The following is a 21,383-nucleotide window of genomic DNA, read 5'->3' on the forward strand; positions in this document are numbered from 1 at the left end:
CGACTGACACACCGCTTTCGCGAGCAAGCCCGCTCCCACATTTGGACTGCGCCATGGCTAGAGGATATTGGAATAATCCGCTTCGATCCGGTCCAGGCTCAGGTGGTTGAGGAAGTTGGAGAAGCACATCCAGGCCGACAGCGCGTTCATGTCGCGGAATTGGTCGGGCAGGTACTTGGGCGGCACCACCAGGCCTTCGTCCACCAATTGGCGCAAGGTCCGCATGTCTTCCAGCGTGGTCTTGCCGCAAAACAATAGCGGTATCTGCTCCAGCTTGCCTTTACGCACGGCCAACTGAATGTAGTTGTAAACCATGATAAAGCCCTTGAGGTAGGACAAGTCTTTGGTAAATGGCAGACCGGTCGGCACCGAGCCGCGGAAAACCCGACTGGCGTTGCCGTAGCTTTCGGCCATTTCGAAGCCTTGCTCACGGAAGAACTCGAAAATCTGCAAGAAGTCCGCGCCCTCCTCCACCATGTGAATGGCGCGGGTACGGTTGGTGAGTTTGCGCAGGCGGCTCGGGTAGGAGGCGAAGGTGATGATTTCCATCAGGATCGCCAGGCCTTCCTGGGTCACGGTGGACGACGGCGGGCCCTTGGACAGGAACGTACAGATCGGCTGATTCAGACCGTTGAGCGTGGTGCCCACATGCACCAGCCCTTCGTGGACTTCCAGCGCTCGCACGTCGCGGTCGTTGAACATCGCGTCGGCGCGGATCTTGATGTAGTCGGCGCCGGCCGCCGCATCGGCGACGATCCCGTCGGATTCGAACACCCGAATGGTTTCCTCGGCCTCGCCAAATACCTTGTTCAACCGATGTTGCAGCAGGTTGACGGCTTCCTTGGCGGTGAGGAGTTTCGGTTCATCCTTGAGGTCGCCACGACCATCGATATTGTTCAGGTAATCGGAGAGCATCAGGCCCAGGTCGGCCAGGGTCGGGTCGCCGGCGTGAAACGCATCGGACGCCGCGCCGTACAACTCTTGGGAAATCAGCCCGAAATCCTCGGTGCCGCGCGCTTCAAGCATGCGCACCACCATGCGGTATTCCTTGCACATGCGGCGCATGATCTGCCCGACCGGGTTGAACTGGCCGAGCTGGCGAGTGATGTCGCGCTCGATGTTCTGGAATTCCAGTTTCACTTTGCTGGAGTCAAACGACAGCGGTCGATTGAGGTAGTAGTCGCGGTCCACGGCCGGCATTTCCTTGCCCTTGGCCTTGAGGAACCCCTTGCGAATGCTGTCGTCCCACTTGACCGCATCCAGAACGCGAATCGGCGTCTGCGCCAGCACTATGCGATCGGACAACATGCGTATCGTCTGCTGGTATTCGTCCACCCGAAACTCCTGTAGAAAAACCGTTTACGTGCTGGGTTTATTTGGTTTTGGCCAGGCGCTGGTAGCGCACCGCTTCGACGAAGACATCGGAGTTGGCCGGATCGTCGAGGTAAGCAAACACCTGATCCAGGCTGTTGTGGATCAACACCCCGTCGCCGTCGTCGGTCTGGAAGCCTTCGCCACTGAGGGCCTCTTGCCCCATGGCCTGTTTGATCTGTTCGAGGTCGAGGTTGTAGACCACCAGTTCGTGCTTATCGTTGAGTTCGAAACCCGTGATGGTGAAGTGCCCGCCGAACTGCGCCGGCACCTTCGCCGACAGGTACCAGCGATTGCCATGGCGCGACACGGTGAAGGGATAGGCTTCACGCTCATGGGGCTTGGCCTTGAAGTAGCTGACCGCCTGGTAGTGATTGTCGCCGATGCGCGTCAGTTCCAGGTTCATCGGCTCGCCCCAGGCATTGGTGCTGGTCCATTTGCCGAGCAGCCCTTTGGGCGCGGGCTCGCTGGCGGGCAGCGGCTCCTTGAAGGTCACCAGACAGCCACTGAGCAGCAGGAACGACAAGGCGATCACAACGACACGCCAGGCTTTCATTCAACACTCCCTATGAACACAACACCAACCTCAAGTGAACACCGGCCCCTGTGGGAGCGAGCCTGCTCGCGATGGCGGTGTGTCAGGCAACAGAGATGCTGAATGTCAGACCGCAATCGCGAGCAGGCTCGCTCCCACAGGGGTTAGCCTCCACTCAGGGGTTACACCGACGCCAGCACCAGGTGCATGTAGCGGGTCAGAATGCCGAGCATTTCGGCTTCGGCAACAGGCTCGACGTCGTTGAGCAGGCCCTGATATTCCATCCGTCCGATAATCGCCGTCAACACTTTGGCATCCTGTTGTGGCTCACGGGAACCCAATACCTCGAAAAAATGGCAGGTACCCTGTAGGAGAATTTGCTGATGCGAGCGTACCAACTCCGCCAGACGCGGGTTCAACAGCGCTTCCTGACGGAACGCCTGCTCGGCCATCAAGTGCTCGCGACGGTTGTGCAACTGGCGCTGCACATAGTCGGCGGTCAACCGTGCAATATCGTCAGCGAGTTGTGAACGGGACTCGGCGCTGCCATCGCCATAGGCGACCATCTCGCGCAGCAAGCCTTCGTTGCTGGCCCACAACTTGGCCATGAAGGCCGCGCTGCGTTCCACGTATTGGGCGAAGGTATCGGTGAGCAGGTCATCGATGTCCTTGAAATAGTAGGTGGTGGCCGACAGCGGCACACAAGCCTCGGCAGCCACCGCACGGTGCCGCACGGCCCGCACGCCATCACGCACGACAATGCGCATCGCCGCGTCGAGGATGTCCTGTCGACGCTGTTCGCTGCCCTGTCGGCTGGCCTTGCGGCCTTGGTACTGAACACTTTCAGCGACCGCAGTGGCGATACCCGCTGCACCTTCTTGAGCCATTGCACGATTCACGACAGGTATTCCTCTCTAAACGTCAAAAGTAACCAATTGATACGTTTGTACCAGACAGGCAATAAAAAACCGCCTGTTATAGGCGGTTTTTTATTTGAAACACTTACGCTTGCGGCCGCATGTGCGGGAACAGGATCACGTCGCGGATCGACGGTGAGTTGGTCAGCAACATCACCAGGCGGTCGATGCCGATCCCTTCACCCGCGGTCGGCGGCATGCCGTACTCCAGCGCGCGAACAAAGTCGGCGTCGTAGTGCATGGCTTCGTCATCACCCGCGTCCTTGTCGGCCACCTGCGCCATGAAACGCTCGGCCTGGTCTTCCGCGTCGTTCAACTCGGAGTAGGCGTTGGCGATTTCACGGCCGCCGATGAACAGTTCGAAACGGTCGGTGACGTTCGGGTTCTCGTCGTTACGACGGGCCAGCGGCGACACTTCGAACGGGTACTGGGTGATGAAGTGCGGCTGCTCCAGCTTGTGCTCGACCAGCTCTTCGAAAATCATCACCTGCAGTTTGCCCAAACCTTCAAAGCCGAGCACCTTGGCGCCGGCCTTCTTGGCGATGGTGCGGGCCTTGTCGATATCGGTCAGGTCGTCAGCGGTCAGCTCAGGGTTGTACTTGAGGATCGAGTCGAACACCGACAGACGCACGAACGGCTCGCCGAAGTGGAACACTTTGTCGCCATAAGGCACGTCGGTGCTGCCCAGAACCAGCTGCGCCAGCTCGCGGAACAGCTCTTCGGTCAGGTCCATGTTGTCTTCGTAGTCGGCGTAAGCCTGGTAGAACTCCAACATGGTGAATTCAGGGTTGTGACGGGTAGAAACGCCTTCGTTACGGAAGTTGCGGTTGATCTCGAACACCTTTTCAAACCCACCAACAACAAGCCGCTTGAGGTACAGCTCAGGCGCAATGCGCAAGAACATTTCCATGTCCAGCGCGTTGTGGTGAGTTTCGAACGGCTTGGCCGCCGCGCCACCCGGAATGGTTTGCAGCATCGGCGTTTCCACTTCCAGGAAGTCACGCTGCATCAGGAAGCTGCGGATGTGCGCAATCACTTGCGAACGAACGCGGAAGGTCTGGCGCACGTCCTCGTTGACGATCAGGTCGACGTAACGCTGGCGGTAGCGCTGCTCGGTGTCGGACAGGCCGTGGTGCTTGTCCGGCAGCGGGCGCAGGGATTTGGTCAGCAGGCGCACGTGGGTCATTTCAACGTACAGGTCGCCCTTGCCGGAACGCGCCAGGGTGCCTTCGGCTGCGATGATGTCGCCCAGGTCCCAGGTTTTCACCGCGGCCAGAGTTTCTTCGGACAGGGTTTTACGGTTGACGTAAACCTGGATGCGTCCGGACATGTCCTGAATAACCATGAACGAGCCACGGTTGAGCATGAGACGACCGGCAACCTTGACCGGGATCGCAGCCTCTGCCAGCTCTTCCTTGGTCTTGTCCGCGTACTTCTTCTGCAAGTCTTCGCAGTAAGCGTCGCGGCGGAAGTCGTTGGGGAAGGCCTGGCCCTTGGCGCGCTCGGCAGCAAGCTTTTCCTTGCGCAGGGCGATCAGGGAGTTTTCTTCCTGTTGCAGGGCTTGCGGGTCGAGTTGTAGGTCGCTCATGTCTTTAAATATTCCATCAGGTTCGTTGCCCCCGGCATTCGCCGGGGTTCGCGGGCAAGTCGGGTCGCCGCATCGCTCGCTCCTACAGGATTACGAAAACCCTGTAGCGCGTGCCTTTACAGCCCTTGTTTCAAGCTGGCCACCAGGTATTCGTCGATGTCGCCGTCGAGCACCTTGTCGCAGTCGCTGCGTTCGATGTTGGTACGCAGATCCTTGATCCGCGAGGCATCGAGCACGTACGAACGGATCTGGTGACCCCAGCCGATATCCGACTTGGTGTCTTCCAGGGCCTGGGAAGCGGCGTTGCGCTTCTGCACTTCCTGCTCATACAAACGCGCCCGCAACATTTTCATCGCGGTGTCTTTGTTCGCATGCTGGGAACGTTCGTTCTGGCAGCTGACCACGGTGTTGGTCGGTACGTGAGTAATCCGTACGGCCGAGTCGGTGGTGTTAACGTGCTGACCACCGGCACCGGAGGAGCGGTAGGTGTCGATGCGCAGGTCCGACGGGTTGATGTCGATTTCGATGTTGTCATCGATTTCCGGCGACACGAACACGGCCGAGAACGAGGTGTGACGACGGTTGCCGGAGTCGAACGGGCTCTTGCGCACCAGACGGTGCACGCCGATTTCGGTGCGCAGCCAGCCAAAGGCGTATTCGCCCTTGATGTGCACGGTAGCGCCCTTGATACCGGCGACTTCACCGGCCGACAGCTCCATGATGGTCGCGTCGAAACCGCGTTTGTCCGCCCAGCGCAGGTACATGCGCAGCAGGATGTTGGCCCAGTCCTGGGCCTCGGTACCGCCGGAGCCGGCCTGGATGTCCAGGTAGGCGTTGTTGGCGTCCATCTCACCGCTGAACATGCGACGGAATTCAAGTTTTTCCAGGGACTCGCGCAGGCGCTCGACTTCGGCAGCGACGTCATCGACGGCGGCCTGGTCTTCTTCTTCGGCGGACATCAGCAGCAAGTCTTTGGCATCGGCCAGGCCGCTGTGCATTTCGTCGAGGGTTTCGACGATCTGAGCCAGCAGCGACCGCTCGCGGCCCAGCTCCTGAGCGTACGACGGGTTGTTCCAGACAGACGGATCTTCAAGCTCGCGATTGACTTCAGTCAGACGCTCATGCTTTTGATCGTAGTCAAAGATACCCCCGAATAGTTTCGGAGCGCTCGGATAGGTCCTTGATACTGTTAAGGATCGGGTTGATTTCCATGGCGGGCAGCACTCGTTGGCGAACTTTTGAAAGCCGGCGAGTATAACGTAATCAAGCTGTCAAGGCAGCCCGCCTGGCGGCTTTAGCGGCGAATGGTTTTGGCGCAAGTCGGGTCACTGACCGCCCGTCAACTGGCGCCACTGACTCACTGCCCTTGTGGCGAGGGAGCTTGCTCCCGCTGGGCTGCGAAGCGGCCCCCAAAATCTTGTGAGCGCTGCGCACTCAAGCGGGAGCAAGCTCCCTCGCCACAGGGTCTTTTGGTGGGCTAAATATCTACCCGCCCGTCATTCAATCCCCACCTGATTACGCCCATTGTTCTTCGCCAGATACAGCCCCTTGTCCGCCGCCGAGATCAATTGCCGGCAATCGCTGCCCGGCTGCGGGATCATGGTCGACAAGCCGATGCTGATGGTCAGGCTCGAACCTTCGGTCGGGAAAATGTGCGGAATCTTCAACCCGGCCACGGTCTGGCGCAGTTTTTCCGCCACCATCCGCGCACCGCCGGGCGAGGTGTTGGGCAAGACCAGAACGAACTCTTCGCCGCCGTAGCGGGCCGGCAGGTCCGACGGCCTGGCGCTGGCGTCGCGAATCGCCGTGGCGACCTTACGCAGGGCCTCATCGCCTTCAAGATGGCCAAAACTGTCGTTGTAGGACTTGAAATAATCGACATCGATCATCAGCAGCGACAGCTGGGTCTGGTCCCGCAGCGAACGCCGCCACTCCAGCTCCAGGTATTCGTCGAAATGCCGGCGGTTCGACAGCCCGGTCAGGCCGTCGGAGTTCATCAAGCGTTGCAGCACCAGGTTGGTGTCGAGCAACTGCTGCTGGCTGACCCGCAACGCGCGGTATGCCGCGTCACGCTGCAGCAGGGTCATGTAGGAGCGCGAGTGATAGCGGATGCGGGCCACCAGTTCGATGTTGTCCGGCAGTTTGACCAGGTAATCGTTGGCCCCGGCGGCAAACGCGGCGCTCTTGATCAGCGGATCTTCCTTGGTCGACAGGACAATGATCGGAATGTCCTTGGTCGCCGGGTGATTACGGTATTCGCGCACCAGGCTCAGGCCATCGAGGCCGGGCATGACCAGGTCCTGAAGGATCACCGTCGGCTTGATGCGGATCGCCTGGGCAATGGCCTGGTGCGGGTCGGCGCAGAAATGGAAGTCGATGTTTTCTTCGTTCGACAGGCCACGCCGCACCGCCTCGCCGATCATTGCCTGATCGTCCACCAACAACACCATGGCGGCGTTTTCGTCGGTTTTGAAGTCGTCGAGCTGTAAATCATTCATGTGCGGTCACCTGAGTACTGCTTGGGCCACGATTGCTGCTAATGATAGTCATTTTGGGAAAATCTCCAGCAATCGTGGCGCTATCTTGTCCAGTGGGCGAACTTCCACAGCCGCGTCGATGGCCGCGGCTGCCTTCGGCATGCCGTACACCGCACTGCTTTGTTGGTCCTGAGCGATGGTCAGGTAGCCCTGTTGGCGCATGAGTTTAAGCCCCTGCGCGCCGTCGCGCCCCATACCGGTCAGCAGAACGCCCACGGCGTCACCGCTCCAGTAACTGGCCACACTCTCGAAAAACACATCGATCGAAGGCCGATAGATCTCGTTGACCGGTTCGGCGGTGTAGGCCAACGTGCAGTTTTTCAGCAAGCGAATATGATGATTGGTACCGGCCAGCAGGATCGTGCCGCTTCGTGGCGGCTCGCCTTCCTGGGCCAGGCGCACGTCCAGGCCACTGGCGCCGGCAAGCCATTCGGCCATGCCGGCGGCGAACACTTGATCCACATGCTGGACCAGCACGATGGCCGCCGAAAAATCCCGTGGCAGGCCCTTGAGCAGCACTTCCAGCGCCGCCGGCCCGCCTGCGGATGAACCGATGGCCACCAGGCGCTGGCGCGAAGCCGAGTGGCGGTGCGGGCTCGGTGCCGCTCGCACCCGATTGCTGTGGTCGCCAATCAGCCAGCCAATGTTCAGGATCTTGCGCAGCAGCGGTGCGGCGGCTTCCTGAGCATTGCCTGCCCCGATAGCCGGGGTATCGACCACATCCAGCGCACCGTAGCCCATGGCTTCGAACACCCGGTGCACGTTCTGCTGGCGGTCGACGGTGACGATGACGATCGCGCACGGCGTCTCGGCCATGATCCGGCGGGTTGCTTCCACGCCGTCCATCAACGGCATGATCAAATCCATCAGGATCAAGTCCGGGGTGTATTCGGCGCAACGTTGCACCGCCTCAGCCCCGTTGCCAGCGACCCAGACCACCTCGTGCGCAGGCTCGAACGCCAGCGCGCGGCGCAAAGCCTCTACCGCCATGGGCATGTCGTTGACGATGGCGATTTTCATGCCCGCGCCCCTCCAATGAGCTCAACCACTGCATCCAGCAACGCGTCATCATGAAAACTGGCTTTGGCTAGATAATAGTCGGCTCCGGCGTCCAGTCCACGGCGGCGGTCTTCTTCGCGGTCCTTGTAGGACACCACCATCACCGGCAGGGATTGCAGGCGGTTGTCACGGCGCAATAAAGACACCAGCTCGATGCCGTCCATGCGCGGCATGTCGATGTCGGTGATCAGCAGATCGAAATCCTCCGAACGCAGGGCGTTCCAGCCATCCATGCCGTCCACCGCCACGGCGACGTCGTAACCGCGATTGAGCAGCAGCTTGCGCTGCAACTCACGAACGGTCAGCGAATCGTCCACCACCAGAATCCGTTTACGCGCCGCTTCGACGGCTTGATTGGCGTGCCGGGCAATGCGTTCCAGACGCCCGGTATTGAGCAGTTTGTCCACCGAACGCAGCATGTCTTCGACGTCGACGATCAGCACCACCGAGCCGTCGTCAAGCAAGGCCCCGGCAGAAATGTCCTGCACCTTGCCCAAGCGCTCGTCCAGCGGCAGCACCACCAGTGTTCGCTCGCCGATAAAGCGCTCGACCGCCACCCCGTAGATCGCCTCGCGCTCGCGGATGACCACCACTTTGAGGGTCTGCGCGCCGTTCTGGCTCGCTGGGCGATGCAACAGCTGACTCGCGGCAACCAGCCCGACATGCCGGCCTTCGTGCCAGAAGTGCTGTCGGCCTTCGACCTGCACGATATCCTCCGGCGCCAGGTCGCACATGCGCTCGATGTGCGCCAGCGGGAAGGCATACGCCTCGTCACCGACCTCCACCACCAGACTGCGCACCACCGACAGCGTCAGCGGCACTTCGAGATGGAAACGACTGCCCGCGCCTGCCGTTTGCTCCAGTACTACGGCGCCGCGCAACTGACGAACCATATGCTGAACCGCGTCCAGCCCAACGCCGCGCCCGGAGACTTCGGTGACCGTGTCTCGCAGGCTGAAACCCGGCAGAAACAGGAACGTCAGCAGCTCCTCTTCACTCAACTGGGCAGCGGTCTCGGCTGGGGATAACTGCCGCTCGACGATGTTGCGGCGCAGCTGTTCCAGATCGACGCCATTGCCGTCATCGCTGAGCTCCAACACCAGCAGACCGGCCTGATGGGACGCGCGCAGACGGATCAGGCCTTCCTCCGGTTTACCGGCCAATAGTCGTTGTTCCCGGGTTTCGATGCCGTGATCGACCGCATTACGCAGCAGGTGCGTCAGCGGCGCTTCGAGTTTTTCCAGTACGTCGCGATCGACTTGAGTCTTATCGCCCTCGATCTCCAGTCGCACCTGCTTACCGAGGCTGCGGCCAAGATCGCGGACCATGCGCACTTGCCCGGTCAGCACGTCGGCGAACGGCCGCATGCGACAGGCCAGCGCCGTGTCATACAACACCTGCGCCCGCCGGCTGGCGTGCCAGGCGAACTCATCGAGCTCGGCGTTTTTTTCCGCCAGCAATTGCTGGGACTCCGCCAGTAACCGACGGGCGTCGCCCAAGGCTTCCTGAGCTTCGAGGCTCAAGGCATGGTCCTTGAGATGGACGTTGAGGTTTTCCAGCGCCCTCAGGCCGTTGCTCTGCATGCGTTTGAGGCGCTGCATGGTGGCCAGGTGCGGTTTGAGCCGCTGGGTTTCCACCAGGGATTTACTCGATAGATCGAGCAGGCTGTTCAAGCGCTCGGCCGTGACGCGCAATACGCGTTCGCCACTTTCGGTGGTGCGTTTAGTCTGGGGCGCTGGCTCGGCGGGCGCTGCCGGGGGGGCTTCGGTGGCGGCCGGCATGGGCGGCTCAACCTTGGGCGTCGGCGGTTCCAGCTGAAGTTCTGCCATTGGCGGCGCGATGGGGGCAACGGCCGCCATGTGATCAAGCAGCCGTCCCATCAAGACGACGTAAGCGTCGATATCCGCAGGCGCCGGAGCGTTGCCCGGCGTCGCAATCCGCATCAGCAGATCGGTGCCTTGCAACAGTGCATCAATGTGCTCGGGCCGCAGGTACAGGCGCCCTTCCTGGGCGCTGACCAGGTAATCTTCCATTACATGGGCGACGCTGACCCCGGCATCGACACCGACAATCCGCGCCGCGCCCTTGAGCGAGTGGGCCGCGCGCATGCACGACTCGAGGTAATCGGCCTGGGTCGGATCGCGCTCAAGCGCTAAAAGACCTGCGCTCAGCACCAGGGTCTGGGCCTCGGCTTCCAGGCTGAACAGTTCCAGCAAAGAGGCGTCACGCATTTGCTCGGGGGTCATGTGAGGCTCCGGGTCACGGCGGACAGCAGCTGTTCTTCATCCAGCCAACGCAGGCTGCGACCTTTGAATTGCAAGACGCCACGGGTGTATCTGGCGCTGGCCTGGGTGCCGGACTGAGACGCGGCATCGAGAATGCGCTCGTCAATGGCGTGAATCCCGTCCACTTCGTCCACCGGCACCACCACCGGCCCGCCGTGGGCGGCGATGATCAGCATCCGCGGCATCACCCGCGCGCTGGGCGCCACGCCACTGGTGCCGTCGAGCCCCAGCAGCTCCACCAGCGACAGGCACGCTACCAAGGCCCCGCGCACATTCGCCACGCCGAGCAAAGCCCGGGAACGCTGATGCGGCAAGGAATGGATCGCCTGCAGCGGCGCCACTTCGACCAGGCTGCGGGTGGCCAGGCCCAACCACTCTTCGCCGAGGCGAAACATCAACAGCGAGCGGGTTTTCACGTCGCTCCCGGCCACTGTGGAAACTTGCTCGCGATCGTCCTGTTGCAACGCATAGCGGTCGAGCAAGCGTGTGGCGGCAGCCGAATACACCGCGCAATTGCGGCAATGAATGTGTTCGCTCAGCAGCGGGCAGGACTGGTCGCCGTGGATACCGATGCGGTTCCAGCAGTCGTCGATGACCTGGGCATCTTCATGGGTGACGCTCAAGGTGTCGGAGCCGTTCATCGTTTACGCTCACTGTCAGCGGCGCGCTCGCTGCGGGCGGCGCGGGCCTGCAATCGTCTGGCACCCGCCGTGTCGCCCTGGGATTGCAGCAAGGCGGCCAGGTGCATCAACGCGTCGGGGTGTTGCGGTTCGAGGTACAACGCCTTGCGATAAAAACCCTGGGCTTCGAGGGCGCTGCCGGCGACATCGCTGAGCAGCCCCAGCCAATAGAACACCTGGGCCACCGGCTCGTGACTGCGCAAATAGCTTTCGCACGCGGCGCGGGCCTCAGCGCTTTTGCCTTCGTTGGCCTGCGCGGCGATGTTCGCCAGCAGTGTGGCAGAGTCCGAAGGGGTAGCTGTCGAAGGAGTGCCATTGGGTGCCTGAGGCATCGGCACGACTGTCGCGAAAGGCCGACTGCGCACTGGCGGCGGTACCACGCTGCGCACCGGTTGTTGCACCGGCAGCGGCATCGGCGTGAAGGTCGCAAGCGGCTCGGGCGCAGTTTGACGACTGAACGCAAACGACTGTGGGATACCGATCGAGCGCATGCCGAAACGACCCAACAGACTGCCCTCCGCCGGGCCGATAAACAGCACGCCATCGACGTGGGTCAGGCGTTTGAGCACTTCGAACACTTGCTGCTGGGTCGGCAGGTCGAAATAAATCAGCAAATTTCGACAGAACACGAAGTCATAAGGTGGCTCATTGGCCAGCAAGGCCGGATCCAGCAGATTGCCGACCTGCAAACGCACCTGTTCAAGCACGCGCCCGCTGAGGTGATAGTTGTCGTTTTCGGCGGTGAAATGCCGCTCGCGAAACTCGATGTCCTGGCCGCGAAATGAATTCTTGCCGTACAGCGCCAGCCTGGCCTTTTCCACCGACAGCGGGCTGACATCCATGCCGTCGACCTTGAACTGGTGCGGCGCCAGCCCGGCATCGAGCAATGCCATGGCGATGGAATACGGTTCTTCGCCGGTGGAACACGGCAGGCTGAGAATCCGCAAGGCGCGCATGTTGTTGATCGCCGTCAGCCGCTTGGCCGCCAGTTTCGCCAGCGTGGCGAAGGATTCCGGGTAACGGAAAAACCAGGTTTCGGGGACGATCACCGCTTCGATCAGCGCCTGTTGTTCATCCCGCGAGCCCAGCAAGGTATGCCAGTACTGATCGGCCGTCAGCGCTCGAGCCGCCGTGCAGCGCTGGCGCACCGCGCGTTCGATGATCGCCGGGCCGACCGAGCCCACATCGAGGCCGATACGTTCTTTGAGGAAATCGAAAAACCTTTGATCACTGCTCATCCCTGCTCCTCAAACTGCGCCAGGTCCAGCGGCGGCGAGGGAAACAACAGGGCGCGAACCTGTTCGTCCAGCAAATCGGCAACCCGCACCCATTGCAACAACCCCTGGGCATCTTCGCGCACCGGGCCCAGGTACGGCGCCTGGCGATTGTCCAGGCCATAAGGCTGAAAGTCTGCCGGGTTACAGCGCAACGTCTCGGTGACCTGTTCCAGAATCAACCCGAGCAATTGCGCAGGCGTCGCCTCATCCGGCCGATAGTGCACCAACACCAACCGCGTGCTGGTGCGGGCCTGGGCCGGTTGGCCGAACGTCAGGGCGCTGAGGTCGATCACCGGCACTACCGCGCCGCGATAGGCGAACACCCCCGCCACCCAGTCCGGCGCCCGGGGAATGGGTTTCAACGGCAGTTGCGGCAGCACTTCGGCCACCTCGATGGCCTGCAAGGCGTAACGCTCGTTGCCGATGCGGAACACCAGAAACAACGACTGCTTCGCCGGCATCGCCGCGCCGCGTTTGGCCGCGAGCTCGCTCATCAGACTTTGAATCGCGAAACGCCGCCACGCAGCCCCACGGCCACCTGGCTCAGCTCATCGATAGCGGAACTGGCCTGACGCAGAGATTCGACAGTCTGGCTGCTGGCGTCACCCAACTGCACCAGTGCGTGGTTGATCTGCTCGGCGCCCGTGGCCTGGGCCTGCATGCCTTCGTTGACCATCAATACCCTTGGTGCCAGCGCCTGAACCTGATGAATGATCTGCGACAGCTGCTCGCCCACCTGCTGCACCTCGGACATGCCACGGCGCACCTCTTCGGAGAACTTGTCCATGCCCATGACCCCGGCCGACACCGCCGACTGGATCTCGCGCACCATCTGCTCGATGTCGTAGGTGGCCACCGCGGTCTGATCCGCCAGACGCCGCACTTCGGTGGCGACCACGGCAAACCCGCGACCGTATTCGCCGGCCTTCTCGGCTTCGATTGCGGCATTCAGGGACAACAGGTTGGTCTGGTCGGCGACTTTGACGATGGTCACCACCACCTGATTGATGTTGCCGGCCTTCTCATTGAGGATCGCCAGTTTGGCGTTCACCAGATCCGCCGCGCCCATCACCGAGTGCATGGTGTCTTCCATGCGTGCCAGGCCTTGCTGCCCGGAACCGGCCAGCACCGAAGCCTGATCGGCGGCGGTGGAGACTTCGGTCATGGTGCGCACCAGATCCCGCGAAGTGGCGGCAATTTCCCGCGATGTCGCACCGATTTCGGTGGTGGTGGCGGCGGTTTCGGTGGCGGTGGCCTGCTGCTGCCTGGACGTCGCGGCGATTTCCGTGACCGACGTGGTGACCTGCACCGAGGAGCGCTGGGCCTGGGACACCAGTGAGGTGAGCTCGGTCATCATGTCGTTAAAGCCGGTTTCCACCGCGCCGAATTCGTCTTTGCGATCAAGATCCAGGCGACTGCTGAGATCGCCCGTACGCATGACTTCGAGGATATCAACGATGCGATTCATCGGTGCCATGATCGCGCGCATCAGCAGCAAGCCGCAGAGGCCGGCCACGATGATCGCCACCAGCAAAGAGACGCCCATGCTGATTTTGGCGGCCGTCACCGCGTCACCGATGGCCTGCGTGGTTCTGTCAGCCAGCTCGTGATTACTTTCGAGCAGGCTGTTCAACTGCTTGCGCCCAGTGACCCAGGCCGGCGTGAGTTTTTGCTCCAGGGCAAGACGCGCTGGCTCGTACTCTTTGCGCTGATAGAGGTCGAGGACGTTGGTCATTTCTTGATTGTAAAGCTGATGACGCGCTTCGAATTCGTCAAAGATGGCCTGATCATCCGCGGTGAAAATGGTCTTGCGGTAGTTGGCCATCTGCTCGTTCAAGCGCTCTTCGAAGCTCTTGTACATGGTTTGGTCGGCGGCGGTTATTTCGCGACGTCCGGACAGGCCGACAATCTGCTGGGTGAGGTTATAACTGTCGACCCAGACACCGCGCATCATCGAACTGAAATACACCCCGGGAACCGCATCGGTGCGAACCCTGTCCGCGCCGGCGTCGATCTTGATCAGCCGGGAAAAAGACACCACGACCATCAACAGCATGATCGCGATAATCACCGCAAAGCTCGCCAAAATGCGTTGGCGCAACGTCCAGTTCTTCACAGTCAGTCCTCGGTGCGGTTCAAATTGCGAGGGAGTATAGCCGAGGGGCTGTGGGCGCGGGCTTGCTCGCGAAGGCGCTCTGAAGACTTACACCGAAGCCTGCCGCACCTGCTTCTCCAGCTCGGCCTTCAACCCCGACTCCAGCTTCAACTGCCGCGCCAGTTCATCCAGGTAGGACTTCTCCATGAAATTCTCCTCATCCACCAGCATCACACTGGCGATGTACATTTCAGCCGCCATTTCCGGCGTGCTGGCGGCGCGGGCGACGTCGGTCGGGTCCAGCGGTTTGTTCAGTTCGGCGTGCAGCCAGTGTTGCAGTTCCTGATCGTTGTCGAGCTTGCTGAACTCGCCTTCGATCAATTGGCGCTCCCGTTCGTCGACATGGCCATCGGCTTTGGCAGCGGCCACCAGCGCCTTGAGGATCGCCTGGCTGTGTTGCTCAACTTGCGCTGTCGGTAGACGATCGAGGGTTTGCGGTTCGGTCTTGGGAGCAATACCCTGCTGGGCCTGCCAGTTTCCGTAAGCCTTGTAGGCAATGACCCCCAACGCGGCGAGGCCGCCGTAGATCGCAACCTTACCGCCGACGTTGCGCGCCTTCTTGCTGCCCAGCAACAGCCCCATGGCGCCAGCCGCCAACGCACCGCCCCCTGCGCCCGAGAGCAGACTGCCGAGGCCACTGGAACCACCACTGCCGCCGAGCAAACCGCCCAATCCACCGCTGGACGCTTTGTTCTGGGCGCCACCAGCCTTGTTCTGCAACAGATCCTGACCGGATTTGAGTAGTTGATCGAGCAATCCACGGGTATTCATTTTGCTGCCTCCACGAATTCGGGTTAACCGGATCTTTAAGGCCATCAGCCTAGATCGAAAGTGCCCGACGATTGAGGGCGAGTGTGCTTCCAGATGTTGCTCAATTTCAGGCAATCCGGCGGGGACACACCACGTAATCCATTTTTCATCGAATGCAACCTTTGAGATTTGTCGACCGTGGGACCGCGCACCAGGCTTGATAAATCCATAAGACAGCCCGTCTCAAGTCCACCTCGCACAAAGCGCACTAAGCTAATAACAAGCCACACACGGCGCATCACCCCGTTCAACATTGCCCCGACCATAATTTAAACAAGAGGGTTCACCCATGCTCGTGCACAAGACCGCACTGCTCAGTGCAATCACCACAGCATTGCTGGCCAGCGCCAGCCTGCAGGCCGCCGAACCGCTGAAGGCCGTCGGTGCCGGCGAAGGTCAGCTGGATATCGTCGCCTGGCCCGGCTACATCGAACGGGGTGAAACCGACAAGGCCTACGACTGGGTCAGCGGTTTCGAGAAGGAAACCGGCTGCAAGGTCAACGTCAAGACGGCCGGCACGTCCGATGAAATGGTCAGCCTGATGGCCAAGGGTGGTTACGACCTGGTGACGGCGTCCGGTGACGCCTCCCTGCGCTTGATCGCTGGCAAACGTGTACAACCGATCAACACCGACCTGATCCCCAACTGGAAAAATCTCGATCCGCGTCTGAAGGATGCGCCGTGGTATGTGGTCGACAAGCAGACCTACGGTACCCCGTATCAGTGGGGCCCGAACGTGCTGATGTACAACACCAACGTGTTCAAACAGCCGCCGACCAGTTGGGGCGTGGTGCTCGAAGAGCAGAAGCTGCCCGACGGCAAATCCAACAAGGGCCGCGTGCAAGCGTATGACGGCCCGATCTACATCGCGGACGCGGCGCTGTACCTGAAAACCGTCAAGCCGGAACTGGGCATCAAGGACCCTTACCTGCTCGACGAAAAACAGTACAAGGCCGTGCTCGATCTACTGCGCGGTCAACAAAAGTTGATCCACCGCTACTGGCACGACACCACCGTGCAGATGAGTGATTTCAAGAACGAAGGTGTGGTGGCTTCCAGCGCCTGGCCCTATCAGGTCAACGGCCTGATGAACGAGAAACAGCCAGTCGCCTCGACCATCCCGAAAGAAGGTGCCACCGGGTGGGCCGACACCACTATGTTGCACGCCGAGGCCAAACACCCGAACTGCGCCTACAAGTGGATGGACTGGTCGCTCACGCCGAAGGTCCAGGGCGATGTGTCCGCCTGGTTCGGCTCGCTGCCGGCGGTCCCGGCGGCGTGCAAGGCAAGCGAACTGCTGGGTGCCGAAGGTTGCAAGACCAACGGTTTCGACCAGTTCGAGAAAATCGCCTTCTGGAAAACCCCACAGGCTGAGGGCGGCAAGTTTGTGCCTTACAGCCGCTGGACCCAGGATTACATTGCGATCATGGGAGGCAGGTAATACACCGGCCCCTGTGGCAGATGAGCTTTTGTGGCGAGGGGGCTTGCCCCCGTTGGGTGGCGAAGCCGCCCTGGAGCCAGCCACTGCGGTCTGGCAGGTAAACCGCGTTCTCCGTTTCAGGGCTGCTACGCAGCCCAGCGGGGGCAAGCCCCCTCGCCACAGTGAGCATTTGAGCCACAAAAGCACACCCATTCAGGTTTTTCAGAAGTCCAGACAAGGCCACTGTGACGATCCTCGCCTTTTCGGAGCACCGCACCATGACGCTTGCAGTCCAGTTCACCAACGTTTCCCGTCAATTCGGCGAAGTGAAGGCTGTTGACCAGGTTTCCATCGATATCCAGGACGGCGAGTTCTTTTCCATGCTGGGCCCTTCCGGTTCGGGCAAAACCACTTGCCTGCGTCTGATCGCCGGTTTCGAACAACCGAGCGCTGGCTCCATCCGCATTCATGGCTTGGAGGCCGCCGGGCTGCCGCCGTATCAGCGTGACGTGAACACCGTGTTCCAGGATTACGCCCTGTTCCCGCACATGAACGTTCTCGACAACGTCGCCTACGGTTTGAAAGTCAAAGGCGTCGGCAAGTCCGAACGCCGTAAACGCGCAGAAGAAGCCCTCGACATGGTCGCCCTCGGTGGCTACGGCGAGCGCAAACCGGTGCAACTGTCCGGCGGCCAGCGCCAGCGTGTGGCCCTGGCCCGCGCGTTGGTCAATCGCCCGCGTGTGTTGCTGCTCGACGAACCCTTGGGCGCCCTCGACCTGAAGCTGCGCGAGCAAATGCAAGGCGAGCTGAAGAAGCTGCAACGCCAGCTCGGCATCACCTTCATCTTCGTCACTCACGACCAGACCGAAGCCCTGTCGATGTCCGACCGCGTGGCCGTGTTCAACAAGGGCCGCATCGAACAGGTCGACACGCCGCGCAACCTGTACATGAAACCGACAACCACCTTCGTCGCCGAATTCGTCGGCACTTCCAACGTGATTCGCGGCGATCTGGCGCAGCAGTTGAGCGGCAATCCACAGCCGTTTTCGATTCGCCCGGAACACGTGCGTTTCGCCGAAGGCCCGCTGGCCAGCCATGAAATCGAAGTCAGCGGCCTGCTGCACGACATCCAGTACCAAGGCAGCGCCACCCGCTATGAACTGAAACTGGAAAACGGCCAGACCCTGAACATCTGCCAGGCCAACGTCCAGTGGCTGGACGTCAGCGCGCAACATCAGACCGGGCAACGCATCAGCGCTCGTTGGGCGCGTGAAGCAATGATTCCGCTGCACGACAATGTTGTGGGCGGAGTGTGAGATGAACAGCGTGACGAGCCCTCAAAACCCGGCCAGCGGTTCGCCATTGCGCCGGTTTTCCAACCTGCTGTACCGGCGGCCGAACCTGTATCTGTCGCTGCTGCTGGTGCCGCCACTGCTCTGGTTCGGCGCGATCTACCTCGGCTCGCTGCTGACCCTGCTGTGGCAAGGCTTCTACACCTTCGATGACTTCACCATGGCGGTCACCCCCGACCTGACCCTGGCGAACTTCGCTGCGCTGTTCCAGCCGTCGAACTTCGACATCATCCTGCGCACCCTGAGCATGGCCATCGTCGTCTCCATCGCCAGTGCCGTGGTGGCCTTCCCGATCGCCTACTACATGGCGCGTTACACCAGCGGCAACATCAAGGCGTTTTTCTATATCGCGGTGATGATGCCAATGTGGGCCAGTTACATCGTCAAGGCTTACGCCTGGACCTTGCTGCTGGCCAAGGGCGGCGTGGCGCAATGGTTTGTTCAGCATCTGGGGCTGGAGCCGGTGTTGCAGTTAGTGCTCGGGATTCCGGGCGTCGGTGGCAGCACCTTGTCGACCTCGCACCTGGGGCGGTTCATGGTGTTCGTCTACATCTGGTTGCCGTTCATGATCCTGCCGATCCAGGCTTCACTGGAACGCCTGCCGCCGTCGCTTCTGCAAGCCTCTGCGGACCTGGGCGCCAAGCCGCGTCAGACCTTCATGCAAGTCATTTTGCCGCTGTCGATTCCGGGCATCGCCGCCGGTTCGATCTTTACGTTTTCGCTCACCCTTGGCGACTTTATCGTGCCGCAACTGGTAGGCCCGCCGGGCTACTTCATCGGCAGCATGGTCTACGCCCAGCAAGGGGCGATCGGCAATATGCCAATGGCGGCGGCGTTCACCCTGGTGCCGATCGTACTGATCGCCATTTACCTGTCCATCGTCAAACGTCTGGGGGCCTTCGATGCGCTCTGATTCTTCATCTCAAGACCAGGCTTCCTTAGGTCTGCGCATTGCCGCCTGGGGCGGGTTGGTGTTCTTGCACTTCCCGATCCTGATCATCTTCCTCTACGCCTTCAACACCGAAGACGCGGCGTTCAGCTTTCCGCCCAAGGGCTTCACCCTGAAGTGGATCGGCGTGGCGTTCTCCCGGCCGGACGTGCTGGAAGCGATCAAGCTGTCGTTGCAAATCGCGGCCGTCGCCACATTGATTGCGCTGATCCTCGGCACCCTCGCATCGGCGGCGTTGTACCGGCGGGATTTCTTCGGCAAGCAAGGTATCTCGCTGATGCTGATCCTGCCGATCGCGCTGCCGGGGATCATCACCGGGATCGCGCTGCTGGCGACCTTCAAGACCCTGGGGATCGAGCCGGGGATGTTCACCATCATCGTCGGCCACGCGACCTTCTGTGTAGTGATCGTCTACAACAACGTCATCGCTCGATTGCGCCGCACGTCCTACAGTTTGATCGAAGCCTCGATGGACCTTGGCGCCGATGGCTGGCAGACCTTCCGCTACATCGTTCTGCCGAACCTCGGCTCGGCGTTGCTGGCCGGGGGCATGCTGGCGTTCGCCCTGTCGTTCGACGAAATCATCGTCACCACCTTCACCGCCGGCCATGAACGCACCTTGCCGTTGTGGCTGCTCAACCAGCTCAGCCGCCCACGGGACGTGCCGGTGACCAACGTCGTCGCGATGCTGGTGATGATGGTGACCATGTTGCCGATCCTCGGCGCCTACTACCTGACCCGGGGTGGCGAAAGCGTTGCGGGCAGTGGCGGGAAGTAACTGACAACTCATTCCCAATGTGAGAACCGGCCTTTGTAGGAGCGAGGCTTGCCCGCGAAGCTTTTGACATTCTTGAGGACGCCTTCGCGGGCAAGCCTCGCTCCTACAGGATTCGGTTCCGACAGAAAAACAACCGCTTCGATGAGGACAAAGCCATGCAAACCAAACTCTTGATCAACGGCCAACTCGTCAACGGCGACGGCCCCGCCCAAGCCGTGTTCAACCCGGCACTCGGTCGTGTGCTGGTAGAAATCAACGAAGCCAGCGAAGCCCAGGTCGACGCCGCCGTGCGGGCCGCCGACAGTGCCTTCGAAGGCTGGTCGCAAACCACGCCGAAAGAGCGCTCACTGCTGTTGCTCAAACTCGCCGACATCATCGAAGCCCATGGTGAAGAACTGGCCAAACTGGAGTCGGACAACTGCGGCAAACCCTACAGCGCTGCGCTGAACGACGAGATCCCGGCGATTGCCGACGTGTTCCGTTTCTTCGCCGGCGCCAGCCGTTGCATGAGCGGTGCGTTGGGGGGTGAATACCTGCCCGGCCACACCTCGATGATCCGCCGCGACCCCGTGGGCGTGATTGCCTCCATCGCGCCGTGGAACTACCCGCTGATGATGCTCGCCTGGAAAATCGCCCCAGCCCTGGCCGCCGGTAATACCGTGGTGCTCAAACCGTCGGAACAAACCCCGCTGACCGCCCTGCGTCTGGCCGAACTGGCGTCGGAAATCTTCCCGGCTGGCGTGCTTAACCTGGTATTCGGCCGCGGTCCTACGGTCGGCACCCCACTGGTCACACACCCGAAAGTGCGCATGGTGTCACTGACCGGCTCCATCGCCACCGGCTCGAACATCATTTCCAGCACCGCCGGCAGCGTCAAACGCATGCACATGGAACTGGGCGGCAAGGCGCCGGTGATCATCTTCGACGATGCCGACATCGACGCCGCCGTAGAAGGCATTCGCACCTTCGGTTTCTACAACGCCGGCCAGGATTGCACCGCCGCCTGCCGCATCTATGCCCAAGCAGGCATCTACGACCAGTTTGTCGAAAAGCTCGGTGCGGCGGTCAGTAGCATCAAGTACGGCTTGCAGGATGATCCATCGACGGAGCTTGGCCCGTTGATCAGCGCGCAACATCGCGACCGCGTGACCGGATTGGTCGAACGCGCCATGGCGCAACCGCACATTCGTTTGATCACTGGCGGCAAAGCGGTGGAAGGCAATGGTTTCTTCTTTGAGCCGACAGTGCTGGCCGATGCGCAACAAGACGACGAGATCGTGCGCCGCGAAGTGTTCGGGCCGGTAGTGTCGGTCACCAAGTTCACCGATGAAGCACAAGCACTGGCCTGGGCCAACGACTCAGACTACGGCCTGGCGTCGTCGGTCTGGACCGCGGACGTCGGCCGCGCCCATCGTCTGTCTGCACGCCTGCAGTACGGCTGCACGTGGGTAAACACCCACTTCATGCTGGTCAGTGAAATGCCGCATGGCGGTCAGAAACTGTCCGGTTATGGGAAAGACATGTCCCTGTATGGGCTGGAGGACTACACCGTCGTGCGGCATGTGATGTTCAAGCATTAAAAGCTTCGCGGGCAAGCCTCGCTCCTACAGGTGCGCGTAGTTTCATTGAACGACGCAAATCCTGTAGGAGCGAGGCTTGCCCGCGAATGG

18 protein-coding genes are annotated in these 21,383 nt (G+C 61.1%); 5 read left to right on the forward strand and 13 right to left on the reverse strand.

What is annotated here, in order from left to right; genetic code table 11:
* Positions 1 to 57: 57 nt before the first annotated feature.
* The 13 genes from ACA044_RS24685 to ACA044_RS24745 all read right to left on the reverse strand — a co-directional run bounded on the left by ACA044_RS24685 (position 58) and on the right by ACA044_RS24745 (position 15,175).
* Positions 58 to 1,308, reverse strand: a complete 1,251-nt coding sequence (locus tag ACA044_RS24685) for a flavohemoglobin expression-modulating QEGLA motif protein (protein ID WP_497447301.1) — start codon at positions 1,306 to 1,308, stop codon at positions 58 to 60.
* A 64-nt stretch (positions 1,309 to 1,372) separates the two neighbouring features.
* The gene (locus ACA044_RS24690) at positions 1,373 to 1,927 is read right to left on the reverse strand and encodes a hypothetical protein (RefSeq protein ID WP_497443692.1); all 555 of its coding nucleotides are present in this window, start codon (positions 1,925 to 1,927) and stop codon (positions 1,373 to 1,375) included.
* 161 nt (positions 1,928 to 2,088) lie between these two features.
* Complete coding sequence (locus tag ACA044_RS24695; protein WP_497443693.1) at positions 2,089 to 2,805, reverse strand: TetR/AcrR family transcriptional regulator; 717 nt, start codon at positions 2,803 to 2,805, stop codon at positions 2,089 to 2,091.
* A 103-nt stretch (positions 2,806 to 2,908) separates the two neighbouring features.
* A complete protein-coding gene (gene lysS, locus ACA044_RS24700) occupies positions 2,909 to 4,411 on the reverse strand; it encodes a lysine--tRNA ligase (protein ID WP_497443694.1) in 1,503 nt (500 codons plus the stop codon).
* Positions 4,412 to 4,527: 116 nt separating this feature from the next.
* A protein-coding gene (gene prfB, locus ACA044_RS24705; protein ID WP_095920368.1) for a peptide chain release factor 2 occupies positions 4,528 to 5,623 on the reverse strand; the annotation gives its coding sequence in 2 pieces (ribosomal slippage) (positions 4,528 to 5,550 and positions 5,552 to 5,623; 1,095 coding nt in all).
* Positions 5,624 to 5,907: 284 nt separating this feature from the next.
* A complete protein-coding gene (locus ACA044_RS24710; RefSeq protein ID WP_497443695.1) occupies positions 5,908 to 6,909 on the reverse strand; it encodes a diguanylate cyclase domain-containing protein in 1,002 nt (333 codons plus the stop codon).
* Between the two features lie 48 nt (positions 6,910 to 6,957).
* Complete coding sequence (locus ACA044_RS24715) at positions 6,958 to 7,968, reverse strand: chemotaxis response regulator protein-glutamate methylesterase (protein ID WP_497443696.1); 1,011 nt, start codon at positions 7,966 to 7,968, stop codon at positions 6,958 to 6,960.
* Positions 7,965 to 10,253 carry a hybrid sensor histidine kinase/response regulator gene (locus tag ACA044_RS24720; protein WP_497443697.1) on the reverse strand — a complete coding sequence of 763 codons (2,289 nt, stop codon included), beginning with the start codon at positions 10,251 to 10,253 and terminating at the stop codon, positions 7,965 to 7,967. The genes ACA044_RS24715 and ACA044_RS24720 overlap by 4 nt, the downstream gene beginning before the upstream one ends.
* The gene (locus ACA044_RS24725; RefSeq protein WP_497443698.1) at positions 10,250 to 10,933 is read right to left on the reverse strand and encodes a chemotaxis protein CheW; all 684 of its coding nucleotides are present in this window, start codon (positions 10,931 to 10,933) and stop codon (positions 10,250 to 10,252) included. The genes ACA044_RS24720 and ACA044_RS24725 overlap by 4 nt, the downstream gene beginning before the upstream one ends.
* A complete protein-coding gene (locus tag ACA044_RS24730; RefSeq protein ID WP_497443699.1) occupies positions 10,930 to 12,210 on the reverse strand; it encodes a CheR family methyltransferase in 1,281 nt (426 codons plus the stop codon). The genes ACA044_RS24725 and ACA044_RS24730 overlap by 4 nt, the downstream gene beginning before the upstream one ends.
* Complete coding sequence (locus ACA044_RS24735) at positions 12,207 to 12,743, reverse strand: chemotaxis protein CheW (RefSeq protein ID WP_497443700.1); 537 nt, start codon at positions 12,741 to 12,743, stop codon at positions 12,207 to 12,209. The genes ACA044_RS24730 and ACA044_RS24735 overlap by 4 nt, the downstream gene beginning before the upstream one ends.
* A complete protein-coding gene (locus tag ACA044_RS24740; RefSeq protein ID WP_497443701.1) occupies positions 12,743 to 14,365 on the reverse strand; it encodes a methyl-accepting chemotaxis protein in 1,623 nt (540 codons plus the stop codon). Before ACA044_RS24740 ends, ACA044_RS24735 begins: the two co-directional genes overlap by 1 nt.
* Positions 14,366 to 14,452: 87 nt before the next feature.
* A complete protein-coding gene (locus ACA044_RS24745; RefSeq protein ID WP_497443702.1) occupies positions 14,453 to 15,175 on the reverse strand; it encodes a tellurite resistance TerB family protein in 723 nt (240 codons plus the stop codon).
* Positions 15,176 to 15,503: 328 nt separating this feature from the next.
* Here ACA044_RS24745 and ydcS point away from each other — a divergent pair, with 328 nt between their 5' ends.
* The 5 genes from ydcS to ACA044_RS24770 all read left to right on the forward strand — a co-directional run bounded on the left by ydcS (position 15,504) and on the right by ACA044_RS24770 (position 21,293).
* Positions 15,504 to 16,655 (forward strand): putative ABC transporter substrate-binding protein YdcS, encoded by a 1,152-nt coding sequence (ydcS, locus tag ACA044_RS24750; RefSeq protein ID WP_497443703.1) that lies wholly within the window; start codon positions 15,504 to 15,506, stop codon positions 16,653 to 16,655.
* A 257-nt stretch (positions 16,656 to 16,912) separates the two neighbouring features.
* Positions 16,913 to 17,950, forward strand: coding sequence for an ABC transporter ATP-binding protein (locus ACA044_RS24755; RefSeq protein ID WP_497443704.1), 1,038 nt, complete (start codon positions 16,913 to 16,915; stop codon positions 17,948 to 17,950).
* A 1-nt stretch (position 17,951) separates the two neighbouring features.
* Positions 17,952 to 18,899: an ABC transporter permease gene (locus ACA044_RS24760; protein ID WP_497443705.1), complete on the forward strand. Its 948-nt coding sequence runs from the start codon at positions 17,952 to 17,954 to the stop codon at positions 18,897 to 18,899.
* On the forward strand, positions 18,889 to 19,713 hold the full coding sequence (locus tag ACA044_RS24765) for an ABC transporter permease (RefSeq protein WP_497443706.1): 825 nt from the start codon (positions 18,889 to 18,891) through the stop codon (positions 19,711 to 19,713). The genes ACA044_RS24760 and ACA044_RS24765 overlap by 11 nt, the downstream gene beginning before the upstream one ends.
* Before the next feature lie 155 nt (positions 19,714 to 19,868).
* Positions 19,869 to 21,293, forward strand: coding sequence for a gamma-aminobutyraldehyde dehydrogenase (locus ACA044_RS24770; protein WP_497443707.1), 1,425 nt, complete (start codon positions 19,869 to 19,871; stop codon positions 21,291 to 21,293).
* Positions 21,294 to 21,383 lie beyond the last annotated feature (90 nt).

This window comes from Pseudomonas sp. LBUM1673 (genome assembly GCF_059695645.1).

Coding starts and splice junctions, on each gene's coding strand:
- ACA044_RS24685 (WP_497447301.1), bottom strand. CDS start 1,308: ATGTTGTCCGATCGCATAGTGCTGGCGCAGACGCCGATTCGCGTTCTG.
- ACA044_RS24690 (WP_497443692.1), bottom strand. CDS start 1,927: ATGAAAGCCTGGCGTGTCGTTGTGATCGCCTTGTCGTTCCTGCTGCTC.
- lysS (WP_497443694.1), bottom strand. CDS start 4,411: ATGAGCGACCTACAACTCGACCCGCAAGCCCTGCAACAGGAAGAAAAC.
- ACA044_RS24710 (WP_497443695.1), bottom strand. CDS start 6,909: ATGAATGATTTACAGCTCGACGACTTCAAAACCGACGAAAACGCCGCC.
- ACA044_RS24715 (WP_497443696.1), bottom strand. CDS start 7,968: ATGAAAATCGCCATCGTCAACGACATGCCCATGGCGGTAGAGGCTTTG.
- ACA044_RS24720 (WP_497443697.1), bottom strand. CDS start 10,253: ATGACCCCCGAGCAAATGCGTGACGCCTCTTTGCTGGAACTGTTCAGC.
- ACA044_RS24725 (WP_497443698.1), bottom strand. CDS start 10,933: ATGAACGGCTCCGACACCTTGAGCGTCACCCATGAAGATGCCCAGGTC.
- ACA044_RS24730 (WP_497443699.1), bottom strand. CDS start 12,210: ATGAGCAGTGATCAAAGGTTTTTCGATTTCCTCAAAGAACGTATCGGC.
- ACA044_RS24735 (WP_497443700.1), bottom strand. CDS start 12,743: ATGAGCGAGCTCGCGGCCAAACGCGGCGCGGCGATGCCGGCGAAGCAG.
- ACA044_RS24745 (WP_497443702.1), bottom strand. CDS start 15,175: ATGAATACCCGTGGATTGCTCGATCAACTACTCAAATCCGGTCAGGAT.
- ydcS (WP_497443703.1), top strand. CDS start 15,504: ATGCTCGTGCACAAGACCGCACTGCTCAGTGCAATCACCACAGCATTG.
- ACA044_RS24755 (WP_497443704.1), top strand. CDS start 16,913: ATGACGCTTGCAGTCCAGTTCACCAACGTTTCCCGTCAATTCGGCGAA.
- ACA044_RS24760 (WP_497443705.1), top strand. CDS start 17,952: ATGAACAGCGTGACGAGCCCTCAAAACCCGGCCAGCGGTTCGCCATTG.
- ACA044_RS24765 (WP_497443706.1), top strand. CDS start 18,889: ATGCGCTCTGATTCTTCATCTCAAGACCAGGCTTCCTTAGGTCTGCGC.
- ACA044_RS24770 (WP_497443707.1), top strand. CDS start 19,869: ATGCAAACCAAACTCTTGATCAACGGCCAACTCGTCAACGGCGACGGC.